Source organism: Lysobacter niastensis (assembly GCF_015453285.1).
Taxonomy (GTDB): Bacteria; Pseudomonadota; Gammaproteobacteria; order Xanthomonadales; family Xanthomonadaceae; genus Lysobacter_J; species Lysobacter_J niastensis.
This window is the reverse complement of the sequence record NZ_JADLZT010000010.1, coordinates 133,417-149,787: the sequence shown is the minus strand read 5'-3', so window position 1 is coordinate 149,787 and position 16,371 is coordinate 133,417. Positions and strand designations below refer to the sequence as shown.

The following is a 16,371-nucleotide window of genomic DNA, read 5'->3' as shown; positions in this document are numbered from 1 at the left end:
AGCCCGCCCCGGTACAATGGCCGGATGATCTCTTTCCGCAATTTCGCCCTGCGCCGCGGCGAACGCCTGCTGTTGTCCAACGTCGATCTCGCCCTGCACGCCGGCTGGCGCGTGGGCGTCATCGGCCGCAACGGCACCGGCAAGTCGTCGCTGTTCGCTGCCATCCAGGGCCAGGTCGAAGCCGATCGCGGCGATATCGACGTGCCGGCGCGCGTGCGCATCGCCAGCGTCGCGCAGGAGACCCCGGCGCTGGATGATCCTGCCCTCGACTTCGTGCTGTCCGGCGATGCCCTGGTCCACGCGGCGATCATGGCCGAGCGCGAAGCGGTGGAACGCGAGGACTGGGAAGCCGTCGCCGAGGCGCACCACCGGCTGGAAGAGCTCAACGGCTACGATGCCACCGCCCGCGCCGGCAAGCTGCTGCATGGCCTGGGTTTCACGCCCGATACCCACGAGCGTGCCGTCAAGGAGTTCTCCGGCGGCTGGCGTGTTCGCCTGAACCTGGCGCGCGCACTGATGACGCCCAGCGACCTGCTGCTGCTCGACGAGCCGACCAACCACCTCGATCTCGACGCGGTGCTGTGGCTGGAGCAGTGGCTGCTGAAGTACCCCGGCACGCTGCTGCTGATCTCGCACGATCGCGAGTTCCTCGACGAAATCACCACCCACACGCTGCACCTGCATGACGGCAAGGGCAAGCTCTATACCGGCGACTACACCGCGTTCGAGCGCCAGCGCGCCGAGCACCTCCGCCTGCAGCAGATCACCCACGAAAAGGTGCAGGCCGAGCGCGCGCACCTGCAGAGCTTCATCGATCGCTTCAGCGCCAGCGCGGCCAAGGCCAAGCAGGCGCAGTCGCGGGTCAAGCGCCTGGCCAAGATGGCCGATACCGAGGCGGTGCGCGTCGAGCGCGCGCTGCGCATCGAGTTCCCTGCGCCGGCGAAGCTGCCGCACGCGCTGCTGCGCGTGACCCATGCCGATTGCGGCTATGGCGATCACACCGTGCTGCACCAGATCGGATTCATCCTCGAGGCCGGCGACCGCGTCGCGCTGCTCGGGCCCAACGGCGCCGGTAAATCGACCCTGGTGAAGTCGCTGGTGGGTGAGTTGCCGTTGCTGGGCGGCGAACGCGGCGGCCATCCCGACCTGCGTATCGGCTACTTCGCCCAGCACACCGTGGAGTCGCTCCGCGAAGGCACGACCGCGATCGACCATCTGGCCGATATCGCACCGGGCGTCGCCACGCAGCAGTTGCGCGACTTCCTCGGCAAATGGAACTTCCCCGGCGACCGTGCGTTCGAGAAGGTCGACGTGTTCTCCGGCGGCGAGCGCGCGCGCCTGGCGCTGGCGCTGATCGCCTGGCGCAAGCCCAACGTGCTGCTGCTCGACGAGCCGACCAACCACCTCGACCTGGACATGCGCGAGGCGCTGGCCGAAGCGCTGAGCATCTTCGAGGGTGCGATCGTTCTGGTCAGCCACGACCGCCACCTGATCGGCCTGGTCTGCGACACGTTCTGGCGCGTCGCGGACGGCGTCGCGCAGCCGTTCGACGGCGACCTCGACGCCTATGCGGTGTGGCTTCGCACGCGCGACAGCAGCGCCGACGGCAAGGCCCCGGCCAAGGTGGTGGCAGCACCGGCAGAGGCGGTCAAGCCCGCCGCCAAGCCGGCCAAGGCCAATGCACACAAGCTGGCGCAGGCCGAGGCTCGCGTCGCTGAGCTGGAATCCAAGCTGCACACGCTGGATATGGACCTGGCCGATCCCGATCAGTACGCCGGCGGCGGCACGGATACGGCCGAACTGGCGCGCCGGCGCGATCAGGTGGCCGCACAGCTGGCTGAAGCGGAAGAAGCGCTGCTGGCGTTGTACGAAGTGGCCTGACGCGCTTGCCGCGCCGATGAATGATCAGCGCGGCCGTTCGCTGTGGTCGGCCAGCACCGCGCGCCCTTCGATGGTGACCGCGACCGGCTCGCCACCTTCGACCTGCACGCTCACGTCGACATAGCCGCGGCGGCCGTTGCCGGCCTGCTGCCGGCCGCGGAAGCGGGCGACGCCGTCGACCGCCTCGAGCAGACCGTGGCGGACCAGGTAAGCGCCGAGCGGACCGTTGGCGTTGCCGGTGACCGGGTCCTCGTCGACGCCGATCGCGGGCGCGAACATGCGGCCGTGCGACAGCGCGTCCTCGCCTTCATGCGTGTCGAGGGTGAAGACGAAATAGCCGTTGGTGCCGACGCGCGAGCCCAGTTCGACCAGGTGCGCGAGGTCGGGCTCCATGGCACGAAGCCGTTCGCGGCGGCGGATCGCGACCATCAGCTTGCCGTGGCCTGTGCTGACGAATTGCGGCGGGCAGCGCAGGTCCAGGTCGGACGGTTCCAGGCACAGCGCAGCCAGCAGTTCCAGCACCATGTCCGGCGCCAGGGGTTTGGCGAACGTCGGCGGGCTCTGGCGGATCCGGATCGCGAAGTCGTCTTCTACGTAGCGCGTTTCCACGACCTGCACGCCGGCGCCGGTGAGCTGGCGGCGCACGCCCATGGCCCCACCCTCCAGCGCCAACGCGTAGTGGGCCGCGACCGTGGCGTGACCGCACACCGGCACTTCGGTGATGGGAGTGAAGAAGCGGATGTGGACGTCGTGGCTGGCGTCGCGCGCCGGCAGCACGAAGGCGGTCTCCGAATGCCCGAGTTCGGCCGCGATGGCCTGCATCTGCGCCTCATCCAGCCCGTGGGCGTTGCTGACTACTCCGGCCGCGTTGCCGTGCCCCCGTTCGGTGGTGAAGGCGTCGATCCGGTAGATGCGCAGGTTGTCCATCGAGTGATGCGGGGGAGACATTCGAAATTCGTGCGGGATGACAATGCCAATGATGTCCGCGTTGCGTCGTGACGCGCATCGCAGTGAGGTGGTTCAGGGGCATGAACGGCAGCGGCGGGCCGACCGCCGTTGGCCCGGGCAAGCTGAACAGGCATTGTCCCTTGATTTGGCGGCCGCTGCCTCCAAAATGCCGGCCTGCCTTCGCGATTGTGTCCCCTCCATGCCGATCTACGCCTTCGAATGCGCCGCCTGCGGCCATCGTTTCGACCGCCTGCAGAAACTCTCCGACGCGGATCCGGCGCAGTGCCCGGCCTGCGGCGAGCCGCAGGTGCGTCGTCAGGTGACCGCGCCACAATTCCGCCTGGCCGGCGGCGGCTGGTACGAGACCGACTTCAAGAAGGACGGCGACAAGAAGCGCAATCTGGCCGGCGAAGGCAGCGGCAAGGCGGCCGAGTCGAAGCCGGCCGAGAGCAAGCCGGCCGAGAAGAAAGCAGACCCCAAGCCGGCGGCCTGAGCGGCGTTAGCGGCGCTGTCAGTTGGCGCCGACCCGCACGAACACCGCGCCGCAGCCCTGGTCGACCCAGACGGCGCCTTCGCGCCAGCCCCAGTTGCGGTTCTCGATGCAGCGGGTGCTGCTGACCTCGCGCGATACCGAGACGCGGCCGTGGAACGGCGTCATGCATTCGCGATAGCCGTGGTCGTCGCTGTGGCATAGCACGGCGTTGCGCGAGGCCGGGTAGCCCAGGCTTGCGGGCTCCGGTAACGGCGCATCGGACGCCTGTTCCTGCGGTGACACGATCGTCAGGCCGATCAGCATGCGCCCGCTCGTGGCGTCGGCCAGCATCAGCGGGGCCGCGGCCTGCATCGGCCTGCGTTCGGCGAAAGCGCGCTCATCGCGGCCGATGTGCGCGGCCGCGGGAATGGTCAGCAGGGTCAGGCCGAAGGCCCAGCCCGTGTGTTTCCATCGAGTCGTCATGACGGTGACCTCCTCATGGGGCGCGACGCAGCCGGCTGCACGCGCGATCGCCGGCGACGGAGCCGGTCGCCGTTGCCGATCCCCGGACTTCGCCTCATCAACGGCGCAGGCGAGGGGAACTTGAGCGGCCCTGAAGGGGTGGTGTGTCGTCCATGGGACTGGCCTTGCGCCGTGGCGATGTCACCGTGCGCGGTGCGTGTGCATCAGTTGCCGAAACGGCCGCGGCAGCCCTGGCTGACCCAGATCGCCGTCGCCGACTGGATGCCCCAGGTCTGGCCCTGGATGCAGGGCGAGCGAGAGAGCTGCTCAAGCAAACGCGGCGTGCCATAGCTGGGCGGCCAGGGGCAGGTGACGCGGCGGTTGTCGTTGCTGGAGCAGGTGGTCGAGTAGCCGTTACCCGGCCCGCCGTTGCCGCTGGCGGCAACGAATTCGGCGCGGCAGCCGCCCCCGACATAGACTTGGCCACGCTGCGACTGCCAGGTGCGGCCTTCGACGCAGGCCGTGCCGGACAACTGGCGCGACAGCCGCGAGGGTCCGGACCAGGGCACGCGGCAGATCTGCGCCTGGTTGTTGACGCTTTCGCAGCGGACGGAGCCGCCGACCGGGCCGGGCAGCGGCGTGGGCAGCGGCGTGGGGCCAGGGTCGTAGGCCGGGCCGAACTCGGCGCGGCAGCCGTTGCCGACGTAGACCTGGCCGCGCTGGGATTGCCAGGTGCGGCCCTCGTCGCACGGCGCGCCGGACAGTTTGCGGACCAGCCGCGACGGCCCGGACCACGGCACCCGGCAGGTCTGCGCCTTGTTGTTGACGCTCTCGCAGCGGACCGTGCCGCCCTGGGGCGGCATCGGCGAACCGCCCAGCGACTGGGCGATGTCGGCCTTGATCTGGCTGAAGCCCCAGTTGGAGCGGTTGACCTGGTCGAGATAGAACCGCAGCTGGTCGTCCGGGATGCGGCGGCCGCCGGACTGTTCCTCGTATTCCAGGCTGATCACGCGGACCTGGTCGTTCTGGGAGAGCGTGCGCAGGTTTTCCGGCGCGTAGGCGCGCTGTTGAGACAGGGCGGGCGTGGCGAGGGCGCCGAGGCAGGCGGTCAGTGCCAGTGCGTGGAGGAGTCGGTTCATGATTCCGTTCCGGATCAGGGCTGCGTGGCGATACCGGCCACGCCCGGCGGCTCCCCAAGGGTGATCTCCCCCGGGCAAGTAATCCGCCCATGCCGTTAAAATGACGTGTTCTCCGGCCCGTGGCCGGACCGTTCGACCCCGGAGCCCCCATGCGTACCCATTTTTGCGGCCTCATCGATGAGGCCCTGATCGGCCAGACCGTGACCCTTTGCGGCTGGGCCGACGTCGCCCGCAACCTCGGCGGCCTGTGCTTCATCGACCTGCGCGACCACGAGGGCATCGTCCAGATCGTCGCCGAGCCGTCGGATGCGCCGGGCAACGCCGACGTGCTGGCCGCCGCCGCGCACGTGGGTTACGAGGACTGTCTGCGCATCACCGGCGTGGTGCGTGCGCGCCATGCCGTCAACGACAAGATCCGCACCGGCAAGGTCGAGATCGTCGCGACGAAGGTCGAGGTGCTCAACAAGGCCGAGCCGCTGCCGTTCCACGCCCATGAGAATCCGGGCGAGGACATCCGCCTGAAGTACCGCTACCTCGACCTGCGCACGCCGGAGATGCAGCGCAAGATGCGCACGCGCATCAAGCTGGTGCAGGCGCTGCGCCGCTGGCTCGACGCGCGCGGGTTCCAGGACGTGGAAACGCCGATCCTCACCAAGGCCACGCCCGAGGGCGCGCGCGACTTCCTGGTGCCGGCGCGCATGCACGAAGGCGAGTTCTACGCGTTGCCGCAGTCGCCGCAGCTGTTCAAGCAGATCCTGATGATGGCGGGCTTCGACCGCTATTATCAAATCGCGCGATGCTTCCGCGACGAGGCTTTGCGCGCCGACCGCCAGCTCGAGTTCACCCAGCTCGACATGGAGTTCGCGTGGGTGTCCGAGCGTGACGTGCAGGACCTGGTCGAAGCGATGATCCGCGACGTGTTCCGCGAGGTCATGGACGTCGAACTGGCGAGCGAGTTCCCGCGCATGACCTACGCAGAGGCGATGCGGCGCTACGGGTCCGACAAGCCGGACCTGCGCATCGCGATGGAGTTCACCGACATCGCCGAGCTGGTGAAGCACTGCGAGTTCAAGGTCTTCACCGACTGGGCCAACCACGAGGACGGCCGCGTGGTCGCGCTGCGCGTGCCGGGCGCCGCGACGCTGAGCCGCAAGCAGATCGACGACTACGCCGCCCACGCCGCCAAGCACGGCGCCAAGGGCCTGGCGTGGATGAAGGTCGAGGACGCCGCCAAGGGCCGCGACGGCGTCAACTCGCCGATCGCCAAGTTCCTCGACGACGCCACGCTCGCCGCGATCGTCAGCGCCACCGGTGCAACGACCGGTGATGCGATCTTCTTCGGCGCTTCGACGTACAAGACCGCCTCCGACTTCATGGGCGCGCTGCGCCTGAAGCTCGGCAAGGACCTGGGCATGGTCGCCGCAGGCTGGGCGCCGCTGTGGGTCACCGACTTTCCGATGTTCGAGTGGGACGACGAGGAGAAGCGCTACGTCGCCCTGCATCATCCCTTCACCGCGCCGGCGGTCGACGACATCGCCGACCTGCGCGCCAACGCGAAGACCGCCGTGTCGCGCGGCTACGACATGGTGCTCAACGGCAACGAGATCGGCGGCGGTTCGATCCGCATCCACAGCTCGGCGATGCAGAGCGCGGTGTTCGACCTGCTCGGCATCGGCGCCGAAGAAGCGGAGCTGAAGTTCGGCTTCCTGCTCGACGCGCTGAAGTACGGCGCGCCGCCGCACGGCGGCATCGCGTTCGGCATCGACCGCATCGCCGCGCTGATGGCCGGCACCGAGTCGATCCGCGACGTGATCGCGTTCCCCAAGACCACCACCGCGCAGTGCCTGATGACCGGCGCGCCGTCGCCGATTCCGGACGCGCAGCTGGCCGAAGTACATGTGATGGTTCGCCCCAAGACCAAGGCTTAAAGGAGCCGTTTCGAATGACCGAGTATGCGTTTTCGCTGGAATGGGAAAGGTTGGGCAATGAGGGTTCTGACGCCGGCCTGGTGACCGAGCGCGCCCGCGTGTTCGGCGGTTGGCTCGTGCGCGTCGGCACTTCGCCGAGCGCGATGGCGCTGACCTTCGTGGTGGACGGCGAGGGCCGCTGGGACGGCGAGGACTTCGGCGTCGAAGATTACGAGGACGAGGAAGGCGAAGAAGGCGACGACGAAGAAGAGGAAGAGGACGAGGACGCCGAGGAAGAAGAGGCGTAATCCGTGCTCATCCGGCGTGCCGGCCCCGGCGATGCGCAGACACTGTCACGCATCGCCGCGCGGACCTTCACCGACACCTTCGGGCACCTGTATCCGCCGCAGGACCTGCAGGCGTTCCTTGACGAAAGCTATTCGTTGCAGGCGTGCAAACAGGTGTTGGCCGACGAGGCCTGCGCGGTGTGGTTGCTGGAGGCCGACGGCGTCGCCGTCGGCCATGCGCTGGCCGGGCCGTGCACGCTGCCGCATGCGGAGGTCGCACCCGGCGACGGCGAGCTGAAGCGGCTGTACGTGCTGCGCGACCACCAGGGCGGCGGTTGGGGCGGGCGTCTGCTCGATACGGCGCTGCAATGGCTGGAACGCGACGGGCCGCGCACGCTGTGGATCGGAGTGTGGTCGGAGAACCACGGTGCCCAGCGCCTGTACGCGCGCCTCGGTTTCGAACTCGCCGGCACTTACGACTTCATCGTCGGCAACATCCGCGACCACGAGTTCATCCTGCGCCGGAAGGCATAAACCGGACGACTCTTTCTTGTGGAAGAAGTTGTCCGGAAGCTCGATCTGGACGCATTGCCCTTGCCCCTCCTTCTCCCCTTGTGGGAGAAGGTGCCCGAAGGGCAGAAGAGAGCGCTTGCTCAAACCATGGTCACCACCACTCAACGCGTCATCCTGACCCACGGCCTGTGGATGAACCGCCTGTCGATGCAGGCGATGGCCGCGCGCCTGCGCCACGCCGGGTTCGCGCCCGAGATATTCGGTTACGCCACGGTCGTCGGTGGCCCCGATTCCGCGATACCGCGCCTGGTGAAACGCCTGGAGCGCGGACCCGCACACGTGCTGGCGCACAGCCTGGGCGGCCTGGTCGTGCTGAGCGCGCTGCAACGGCATCCGGAACTGCCGGTGCCACGCGTCGTCTGCCTGGGCTCTCCGTTATGCGGCAGCGCTGCGGCCGGTGGCATGGCCGGGCGTGTGTGGACGGCGGCTTCGCTGGGACGCAGCGCCGACCTGCTGCGGCGGGGCTGCGAGCCCTGGGCCGGACCGGCCGAGATCGGCATGATCGCCGGCCGTTCGCCCTACGGGCTGGGGCGTTTCGTCGGCCGGATCCACGGCGAGAACGACGGTACCGTCAGCGTCGCCGAGACTCGGTTGCGGGGTCTGGCCGACCATGTCGTGCTGGAAACCAGCCATTCCGGCCTGTTGTTCTCGGCCGAGGTCGCGCGCCTGGCGGTGTCGTTCTTCCAGAACGGCCGCTTCGACGGACCCGGTCCGGCCAATCTGTGACGGCTGCCTGCGAATCGGGCCGATCAAGTAAAATCTCCCCCTCTTCAAAGCAACAGCCCGGAACAGCACCATGGGTCGTGGACCGTCGATCGAAGCCCGCAAGAACGCCGTAGACGCCCAGCGCGGCAAGATCTTCACCAAAGTCATCCGCGAGATCGGTGTGGCCGCCCGCGCAGGCGGCGGCGACCCGGCCGGCAACCCGCGGCTGCGCGCGGCCATCGACAAGGGCCTGGCGGTCAACATGTCGAAGGACGTGATCGAGCGCGCCATCAAGAAGGCCACCGGCGAGCTGGAAGGCGTCGTGTACGAGGAAATCCGCTACGAGGGCTACGCGCCGGGCGGCGTCGCGGTCATCGTCGATTGCCTGACCGACAACAAGGTTCGCACCGTCGCCGACGTGCGCCATGCGTTCGGCAAGTTCGGCGGCAACCTCGGCACCGACGGTTCGGTGTCCTTCATGTTCAAGAAGCTCGGCGTGCTGTCCTTCGCCACGGGCGCGGACGAAGAGAAGATCACCGAGGTCGCGATCGACGCGGGCGCCGACGACGTCGTGGTTTACGACGACGGCGCGATCGACGTGGTCACCGCCCCGGACGCGTTCGAGCAGGTCAAGGCGGCGATGGACGGCGCCGGTCTCAAGGCCGACCTGGCCGAGGTGACCATGCGCGCCGACAACGACATCGCCGTGACCGGCGAGACCGCGCAGCAGGTGGTCAAGCTGCTTCGCTGGCTGGAGGACATGGACGATGTCCAGAACGTCTACTCCAATGCCGACCTGGGACAGGACGCCTACGCCTGATCGGCGTACGCTGACCCCGTGATCCGAATCCTGGGAATCGACCCCGGCTCGCAGCGGACCGGCATCGGCGTCATCGACGTCGCTGCCGACGGCCGCTGCAGCTACGTGCATGCGCAGGCGCTGAAGCTGCTCGACGCGGAGGATTTCCCGTCGCGGCTGGGCTTGCTGTGCGAAGGCCTCGAGGCGCTGCTCGACGAATGGCGCCCGCAGCAGATCGCGATCGAGACGGTTTTCATGGACAAGTCGGCGAGTTCGGCGCTCAAGCTCGGCCATGCCCGCGGCGCGGCGCTGGCGACCGTGGTGCGCCGGCGCCTTCCGGTCAGCGAGTACGCACCACGCGTGATCAAGCAGTCGCTGGTCGGCCGTGGCGCGGCCGAGAAGGAACAGGTGCAGCACATGGTGCGCCTGCTGCTGAACCTGCCGGACCAGAAGCTGCAGGCAGACGCCGCCGACGCGCTGGCCGTCGCCCTGACTCACGCCCACATGAGCGCCACCGTGGCGCGCACCGGCGTGTCGGCCCAATTGTTGCGGAGACGGAATACGTGATCGGACGCCTCAAGGGCACCCTGGTGATGAAGCAGCCGCCGTGGCTGGTGGTCGACGTGCATGGCGTTGGCTACGAGCTGGAGGCGCCGATGAGTACCTTCTACGACCTGCCCGAACTCGGCCGCGAGGTGTCGTTGTTCACCCACTACGCGCAGAAGGAAGACAGCGTGTCGCTGTACGGCTTCCTGCGCGAGGCCGAGCGCAGGCTGTTCCGCGACGTGCAAAGGGTGTCCGGCATCGGCGCCAAGATCGCACTGGCGGTGTTGTCGGGCGTGCCGGTCGAGGAGTTCGCGCGGCTGGTCCAGACCGGCGACGTGACCGCGCTGACGCGCATTCCCGGCATTGGCAAGAAGACCGCCGAACGCATGGTGGTCGAGCTGCGCGATCGCGCGGCCGACCTGGCCGGTGCCGGTGGGACGTCCCTGTCGGGTGCCGGTGCGCCGGCCGATCCGCAGAGCGAGGCCGTCAGCGCCTTGCAGCAGTTGGGCTACAAACCCGCCGAAGCCTCGCGCATGGCGCGCGACGCCGCCGCGGCCGGCGATGACGCCGCCGCCATCATCCGCAAAGCGCTAAAGTCCGCGCTTCGCTGAGCCCCCGGCGGCTTCGCCCGCCCAAGCAGACGCAACCATGCCCTCTTCCATTCCTTCTTCCGCCCCGACCAGCGCGTCCGATGCCGGCCATCACGGCCACGGACGGCAGGGGCTGCCGGGCCTGGTGATCGGTGCCATCGGCGTGGTGTTCGGCGACATTGGCACCAGCCCGCTTTACACGTTGAAGGAGGCGTTCTCGCCGCACTTCGGCCTGGTCGGCAACCACGACACGGTGCTCGGCATCCTGTCGCTGGTGTTCTGGGCGCTGATGATCGTGGTGACGCTCAAGTACGTCAGCATCATCATGCGCGCCGACAACGAGGGCGAGGGCGGCATCATGGCGTTGATGACGCTGGCCCAGCGAACCCTGGCCAAAGGGTCGAGGTCGGCCTACATCGTCGGCATCCTCGGCATCTTCGGTGCGTCCCTGTTCTTCGGCGACAGCGTGATCACTCCCGCCATCACCGTGCTCGGCGCGGTGGAAGGCCTGGAGGTCGCCGCGCCCGGGCTGCACCGCTTCATCGTGCCGATCGCGGTGGTCATCCTGATCGCGGTGTTTCTCGCGCAGCGCTTCGGCACGGAAAAAGTCGGCCGCGTGTTCGGGCCGATCACCATGGTCTGGTTCATCGCGTTGGCCCTGATCGGCATCCACAACATCATCGAGGCGCCGGAAGTCCTCAAGGCGCTCAACCCGATGTGGGGCGCCCGGTTCTTCGTCGAGCACGGCTCGCATTCGGTGCTGATCCTGGGCGTGGTCGTGCTGGCAGTGACCGGCGGCGAGGCGCTGTACGCCGACATGGGCCACTTCGGCGCGCGGCCGATCCGCTTCGGCTGGTACACGGTGGTGCTGCCGTGCCTGACGCTGAACTACCTGGGGCAGGGCGCGTTCGTGCTCGGGCACCCCGACGCGGTCGTGAACCCGTTCTTCGAGGCCGTGCCGTCCTGGGCTTTGTATCCGATGATCGTGCTGGCGACGATGGCGGCAGTGATCGCATCGCAGGCGGTGATCACCGGCGCCTACTCGGTCGCGCGCCAGGCCATGCAGCTGGGCTACATCCCGCGCATGCAGATCAAGCACACCTCGCACGCGACGATCGGCCAGATCTACGTGCCGTACATCAACTGGGTGCTGATGCTCTCGGTGCTGACCGTGGTGCTGATGTTCCGCAGTTCCACCGCGCTGGCCTCGGCCTACGGAATCTCGGTGTCGGCGACGATGCTGATCGACACCCTGCTGCTGGCTCTGGTCGCCAATGCCCTGTGGCCGCGCTGGCGCCTGTGGGTGCTGCCGCTGTGCATCGTCTTCTTCATCGTCGATGTCGGCTTCGTCATCGCCAACGGCGCCAAGTTCTTCGACGGCGCCTGGTTCCCGGTGCTGCTGGGCCTGGTGGTGTTCACGCTGTTGCGCACTTGGCGCCGCGGCCGCGAGCTGCTGCACGAGGAGGTCCGCAAGGAGGGCATCCAGCTCGATACGTTCCTCCCCGGCCTGATGCTGGCCCCGCCGGCGCGCGTGCCGGGCACGGCAGTGTTCATGACCGCCGACACGGGCGTGGTGCCGCATGCCTTGCTGCACAACCTCAAGCACAACAAGGTGCTGCACGAGCGCAACGTGTTCCTGACCGTGGAAACATTGAAAGTACCGTATGCGCCACGCGAGAAGCGGTTGAAGATCGAGGCGATCGGCGGCGAGGACTTCTATCGCGTGCTGGTGCGGTTCGGCTTCATGGAGATGCCCGACGTGCCGCTGGCGCTGATGCGCTCGTGCGATGCCGGCGGCATCTACTTCGACCCGATGGACACCACGTACTTCGCCAGCCGCGAGACGGTGGTGGCCAGCCGCCACCGCGGCATGCCGATCTGGCGCGACAAGCTGTTCGCCTTCATGCACCGCAATGCGGCGCCGGCGACGGGCTTCTTCCGGATCCCGGGCAACCGCCTGGTGGAGCTGGGCGCGCAGGTCGAGATCTAGCGTCAGGGCGCTTCGCGCCACTCCTCATCCGGCGCTTCGCGCCACCCCGTATCAGGTACGGGGCAGGCTCTTCTCCCGCAAGAGGAGAAGGGATTGCCGCCTTGAAGGGGGCGCATTGCTCCCTCTCCCCTTGCGGGAGAGGGACAGGCCGCGCAGCGGCCAGGGAGAGGGGCTGACATAATGTCCCCATGAACGATCAACGCATCATCGCCGCCGGCGCGACCCGCGAGGACGAGGCCATCGAAGCCTCGATCCGTCCCAAGCGGCTGGACGAGTACCTCGGCCAGCAGCCCGTGCGCGAGCAGATGAAGATCTACATCGAGGCCGCTAAGGGCCGCGGCGAGGCGCTCGACCACGTGCTGATCTTCGGGCCGCCGGGCCTCGGCAAGACCACGCTCAGCCACGTCATCGCCAACGAGCTCGGCGTCAACCTGCGCCAGACCTCGGGTCCGGTGATCGAGAAGGCCGGCGACCTGGCCGCGCTGCTGACCAACCTGCAGCCGCACGACGTGCTGTTCGTCGACGAGATCCATCGCCTTTCGCCGGTCGTCGAGGAAGTGTTGTATCCGGCGATGGAGGACTACCAGATCGACATCATGATCGGCGAGGGCCCGGCCGCTCGCTCGATCAAGCTCGACCTGCCGCCTTTCACGCTGATCGGCGCCACCACCCGGGCCGGCCTGCTGACGGCGCCGCTGCGCGACCGCTTCGGCATCGTCCAGCGCCTGGAGTTCTACAGCGCCGAGGAGCTGACCCGGATCGTGCGCCGTTCCGCGCAGATCCTCGGCATCGCCTGCGAGCCCGAGGGCGCGGCCGAGATCGCGCGCCGCTCGCGCGGCACGCCGCGTATCGCCAACCGCCTGCTGCGCCGCGTGCGCGACTACGCGCAGGTGCGCGCCGATGGCGCGATCACGCGCGAGACCGCCGATGCGGCGATGGCGATGCTCAAGGTCGATCCGCAGGGGTTCGACGAGCTCGACCGGCGCCTGCTCGGCACGATCATCGAGGCCTTCGACGGCGGCCCGGTCGGCGTGGAATCGCTGGCCGCGGCGCTCAGCGAAGAGCGCGGCACGCTCGAAGACGTGATCGAGCCGTACCTGATCCAGCAGGGCTACCTGGTGCGGACCGCGCGCGGCCGCATGGCGACGCCGAAGGCCTACCGCCATCTGGGCCTTGCCGTACGCGGGCGCGACGGCGGACTCTTCGACGCGGCCGGCGAGCAGGGCGGCTGACGTCCGCCGCAGGAGTGTGACCAGCGTCGCTGCGGCCTGCGCAGCACCGGTCCCGCACATGTCCTGCAGCAAGCGCGCAAGCCTTTGCCACGCCTGTCATCCCGACCCCACACCCTCCATTTCTTAACGAATGTTCAGCCTACCCGTACGCATTTACTGGGAAGATACCGACGCAGGCGGCGTGGTCTACCACGCGCAGTACCTGGCCTTCCTGGAGCGCGCACGCACCGAATGGATGCGTGCACAGGGCTACGGCCAGGAACTGCTCCGGCTTGATTACGATCTGGTGTTCGCGGTGCGCGCGATGACCCTGGATTTCCTCAAGCCGGCGCGTCTGGACGATGCGCTCGCCGTGACCGCGCAACTGGTCGAGTGCCGCCGCGCGAGCGCGGTGTTCGCCCAGTCGATCCTGCGCGGCGACGACGTGCTGCTCACCGCCCGCGTGCGGGTGGCCGCGCTCGATGCCGGGACCTTCCGCCCGCGCGGGATCCCGCAGCCGCTGTACGACGAACTGAAAGCTTTAGAACAAGCAACGCCCGAGGCAACGGGCACGGAGAAACAAGCATGATGTCACTGCTGACCGCACTGCAGGCCACGACGGTCGAAGCGCTGCCCGAGGACGCCACCACCACGGCCGCTGCCGCGGTCGCGCCCGCCGCAGGAGACAACAGCCTCAACCTGCTGAACCTGGTCCTGCACGCCAGCATCCCGGTGCAGCTGGTGATGCTGCTGCTGCTGTTCGGCTCGGTGGCGTCGTGGGTGATCATCTTCCGCAAGAAGCGCGTGCTCGACCGCGCCGCGCGCGAAGCCGAACAGTTCGAGGAGCGCTTCTGGTCCGGTGCCGAGCTGTCCAAGCTCTATGCCGGTTCGACCGAGCGCAACCGCGACATCTCCGGCCTGGAGGCGATCTTCGAAGCCGGCTTCCGCGAGTTCGGCCGCCTGCGCCAGCGTCGCGGCGCCGACAGCCGCATGCAGCTGGAGGGCGCGCAGCGCGCCATGCGCGCGACCGGCTCGCGCGAGATCGACGGGCTGGAGCACAACCTCGAGTTCCTCGCCAACGTTGGCTCGATCAGCCCGTACGTCGGCCTGTTCGGCACGGTGTGGGGCATCATGATTTCGTTCCAGGGCCTGGCGAACATGAAGGAAGCGACCATCGCCACGGTCGCGCCGGGCATCTCCGAGGCGCTGATCGCCACCGCGATGGGCCTGTTCGCCGCGATCCCGGCGGTGTGGGCCTACAACCGCTTCGCCACCAAGGTCGAGCGCCTGAGCGTCCGCTACGACGCGTTCTCGGAAGAGTTCTCGTCGATCCTGCAGCGCCAGGCGAACCTCGACGAGCCGTAACCCGCATGGCCCACCTCGGGCGTTGAACCACTGACTACGAGAGGAAGGTCATGACCGGCATCGCCGCACGCCGCCATCGCAAGCGCAAACTGAAAGCCGAGATCAACGTCGTTCCGTACATCGACGTGATGCTCGTGCTGCTGATCATCTTCATGGTGACCGCTCCGCTGTTGAACCTCGGCGTCGACATCGACCTGCCGCAGTCCAACGCCAAGTCGATCCAGGAGAAGAAGGATCCGGTGATCGTCAGCGTCGACCCGGAAGGCCACTACTTCCTCACCGTGAAGGCCGGAAGCAACGAGGCCGTCACCGCCGAAACGCTGCAGGCCAAGGTCGGCGCGATCGTCGCGCAGAACCCGGACGTGGCGGTGTTCGTCGCCGGCGACGCCAAGGCCAATTACCAGAAGGTGATGGACGCGCTGGTGCTGCTGCAGAGCGCGAACGTCAAGAAGGTCGGCCTGATGAGCCAGCCCGATCAGGCTGCTCAAAGCAAGGCCGCGCAGGGCGGGGCCGGCAAGGGCGGTCGCTGATGCGCGAGACGCGCGCCGACACCGCGCAGGCCATCGTCTGGGCGCTGCTGCTGCATGTGCTGCTGTTCGGGTTGATGTTTCTCGGCCTGCTTTGGACGCGCAATGCGGCGCCGGTTTCGGCTGCCGGCGTGCCGGTGGCGGCTGAGCTGGTCGACGCCGACGCGTTGTCGCCGGCGATGCAGGCCACACTGCGCAAGCGTCCCAAGCCGGTCAAAGAGCTTCCGCCGCCGGAGCCGGAGGAGGCCGCGCCGTTGCCGCAGCCGCTGCCCGAGCCGGTGCCGCAGGACGCCGCCGCGACGCCGCAACCGCAGGCGCAGGACTTCATTCCGATCCCCGACAACGTCAACCAGGACGCGGTCGTGGAGACGCCGACGCCGACGCCGGCCGAGGAGACCAAGGCACAGGAAGCCAAGCGCAGGCAGGAGCAGGTCGATCTGACCGAGCGGAAGCGCCAGCAGGAAGTCGAGCAGCAGCGCCGGCTGGCGGAGCAGCAGGAGCAGGAGCGCCAGCAGAAGCTGGCCGAGATCCGCCGCCTGCGGCAGAAGGCGTCGCGCGACGCCGAACTGGCCGAGCAGCGCCTGCAGCAGATCGCCGACGCGCGTGCCGTGCAGTCTTCTGGCAGCACCTCGTCGGCCAGCCCGCCGGCGGGCAACTACGGCACCGACACCGGCTTGCAGGCGCGCTACATCGCCGCGATCCAGGAGGCCGTCCTGTCCAAATGGACGCGGCCGGAAACCGTTCCGCTGGGCTCGCGCTGCCGCATCGTCATCCGCCAGGTGCAGGGCGGCTCGGTCATCTCGGCCGAGGTCACCTCGCCCTGTGACTATGATGAGGCCGGCCGCCGCTCGATCGAGGCGGCCGTGCTGAAGGCGCAGCCGCTGCCGTACGCAGGATTCGAATCGGTGTTCAACCGCCAGCTCAACATCAACTTCACCGCGCAGGACCGCTGAGTGGTGCGGCCGTCGC

At 68.3% G+C, this 16,371-nt stretch carries 18 protein-coding genes; 15 read left to right on the top strand and 3 right to left on the bottom strand.

Going from position 1 to position 16,371, the window contains the following annotated elements; translation table 11 throughout:
* Positions 1-24: 24 nt before the first annotated feature.
* The gene (locus IU514_RS16760; protein WP_194932280.1) at positions 25-1,881 is read left to right on the top strand and encodes an ABC-F family ATP-binding cassette domain-containing protein; all 1,857 of its coding nucleotides are present in this window, start codon (positions 25-27) and stop codon (positions 1,879-1,881) included.
* 24 nt (positions 1,882-1,905) lie between these two features.
* Here the strand turns inward: IU514_RS16760 and IU514_RS16755 are convergent, their stop codons facing one another.
* A complete protein-coding gene (locus IU514_RS16755) occupies positions 1,906-2,829 on the bottom strand; it encodes a PhzF family phenazine biosynthesis isomerase (protein ID WP_228760812.1) in 924 nt (307 codons plus the stop codon).
* Positions 2,830-3,028: 199 nt separating this feature from the next.
* On the opposite strand from IU514_RS16755, the gene IU514_RS16750 reads away from it, so the two are divergent.
* Positions 3,029-3,322: an FmdB family zinc ribbon protein gene (locus IU514_RS16750; RefSeq protein WP_194932311.1), complete on the top strand. Its 294-nt coding sequence runs from the start codon at positions 3,029-3,031 to the stop codon at positions 3,320-3,322.
* A gap of 18 nt (positions 3,323-3,340) precedes the next feature.
* On the opposite strand, the gene IU514_RS16745 is transcribed toward IU514_RS16750, so the two are convergent.
* Together IU514_RS16745 and IU514_RS16740 are read right to left on the bottom strand one after the other, a co-directional pair.
* The gene (locus IU514_RS16745; protein ID WP_194932279.1) at positions 3,341-3,784 is read right to left on the bottom strand and encodes a DUF3011 domain-containing protein; all 444 of its coding nucleotides are present in this window, start codon (positions 3,782-3,784) and stop codon (positions 3,341-3,343) included.
* A gap of 203 nt (positions 3,785-3,987) precedes the next feature.
* Positions 3,988-4,902 (bottom strand): DUF3011 domain-containing protein, encoded by a 915-nt coding sequence (locus tag IU514_RS16740; protein ID WP_194932278.1) that lies wholly within the window; start codon positions 4,900-4,902, stop codon positions 3,988-3,990.
* 149 nt (positions 4,903-5,051) lie between these two features.
* Here IU514_RS16740 and aspS point away from each other — a divergent pair, with 149 nt between their 5' ends.
* The 13 genes from aspS to tolA all read left to right on the top strand — a co-directional run bounded on the left by aspS (position 5,052) and on the right by tolA (position 16,355).
* On the top strand, positions 5,052-6,830 hold the full coding sequence (gene aspS / locus IU514_RS16735) for an aspartate--tRNA ligase (protein ID WP_194932277.1): 1,779 nt from the start codon (positions 5,052-5,054) through the stop codon (positions 6,828-6,830).
* Positions 6,831-6,844: 14 nt separating this feature from the next.
* Positions 6,845-7,117, top strand: coding sequence for a DNA primase (locus tag IU514_RS16730; RefSeq protein ID WP_194932276.1), 273 nt, complete (start codon positions 6,845-6,847; stop codon positions 7,115-7,117).
* A gap of 3 nt (positions 7,118-7,120) precedes the next feature.
* Positions 7,121-7,630 carry a GNAT family N-acetyltransferase gene (locus tag IU514_RS16725; RefSeq protein WP_194932275.1) on the top strand — a complete coding sequence of 170 codons (510 nt, stop codon included), beginning with the start codon at positions 7,121-7,123 and terminating at the stop codon, positions 7,628-7,630.
* Positions 7,631-7,756: 126 nt separating this feature from the next.
* Positions 7,757-8,395 (top strand): esterase/lipase family protein, encoded by a 639-nt coding sequence (locus tag IU514_RS16720; RefSeq protein WP_194932274.1) that lies wholly within the window; start codon positions 7,757-7,759, stop codon positions 8,393-8,395.
* 70 nt (positions 8,396-8,465) lie between these two features.
* Positions 8,466-9,194 carry a YebC/PmpR family DNA-binding transcriptional regulator gene (locus IU514_RS16715; RefSeq protein ID WP_194932273.1) on the top strand — a complete coding sequence of 243 codons (729 nt, stop codon included), beginning with the start codon at positions 8,466-8,468 and terminating at the stop codon, positions 9,192-9,194.
* An 18-nt stretch (positions 9,195-9,212) separates the two neighbouring features.
* Positions 9,213-9,740, top strand: a complete 528-nt coding sequence (gene ruvC / locus IU514_RS16710; RefSeq protein WP_194932272.1) for a crossover junction endodeoxyribonuclease RuvC — start codon at positions 9,213-9,215, stop codon at positions 9,738-9,740.
* Positions 9,737-10,330: a Holliday junction branch migration protein RuvA gene (gene ruvA, locus IU514_RS16705; RefSeq protein WP_194932271.1), complete on the top strand. Its 594-nt coding sequence runs from the start codon at positions 9,737-9,739 to the stop codon at positions 10,328-10,330. The genes ruvC and ruvA overlap by 4 nt, the downstream gene beginning before the upstream one ends.
* Before the next feature lie 37 nt (positions 10,331-10,367).
* Complete coding sequence (locus tag IU514_RS16700; RefSeq protein WP_194932270.1) at positions 10,368-12,299, top strand: potassium transporter Kup; 1,932 nt, start codon at positions 10,368-10,370, stop codon at positions 12,297-12,299.
* Positions 12,300-12,487: 188 nt separating this feature from the next.
* On the top strand, positions 12,488-13,531 hold the full coding sequence (gene ruvB, locus IU514_RS16695) for a Holliday junction branch migration DNA helicase RuvB (protein ID WP_194932269.1): 1,044 nt from the start codon (positions 12,488-12,490) through the stop codon (positions 13,529-13,531).
* 130 nt (positions 13,532-13,661) lie between these two features.
* Positions 13,662-14,099, top strand: a complete 438-nt coding sequence (gene ybgC, locus IU514_RS16690; RefSeq protein WP_194932268.1) for a tol-pal system-associated acyl-CoA thioesterase — start codon at positions 13,662-13,664, stop codon at positions 14,097-14,099.
* Positions 14,096-14,875, top strand: a complete 780-nt coding sequence (gene tolQ, locus IU514_RS16685) for a protein TolQ (protein ID WP_194932267.1) — start codon at positions 14,096-14,098, stop codon at positions 14,873-14,875. The genes ybgC and tolQ overlap by 4 nt, the downstream gene beginning before the upstream one ends.
* A 50-nt stretch (positions 14,876-14,925) precedes the next feature.
* The gene (tolR, locus tag IU514_RS16680) at positions 14,926-15,405 is read left to right on the top strand and encodes a protein TolR (protein WP_194932266.1); all 480 of its coding nucleotides are present in this window, start codon (positions 14,926-14,928) and stop codon (positions 15,403-15,405) included.
* Positions 15,405-16,355: a cell envelope integrity protein TolA gene (gene tolA / locus IU514_RS16675; protein ID WP_194932265.1), complete on the top strand. Its 951-nt coding sequence runs from the start codon at positions 15,405-15,407 to the stop codon at positions 16,353-16,355. The genes tolR and tolA overlap by 1 nt, the downstream gene beginning before the upstream one ends.
* The last annotated feature ends 16 nt before the right edge of the window (positions 16,356-16,371 follow it).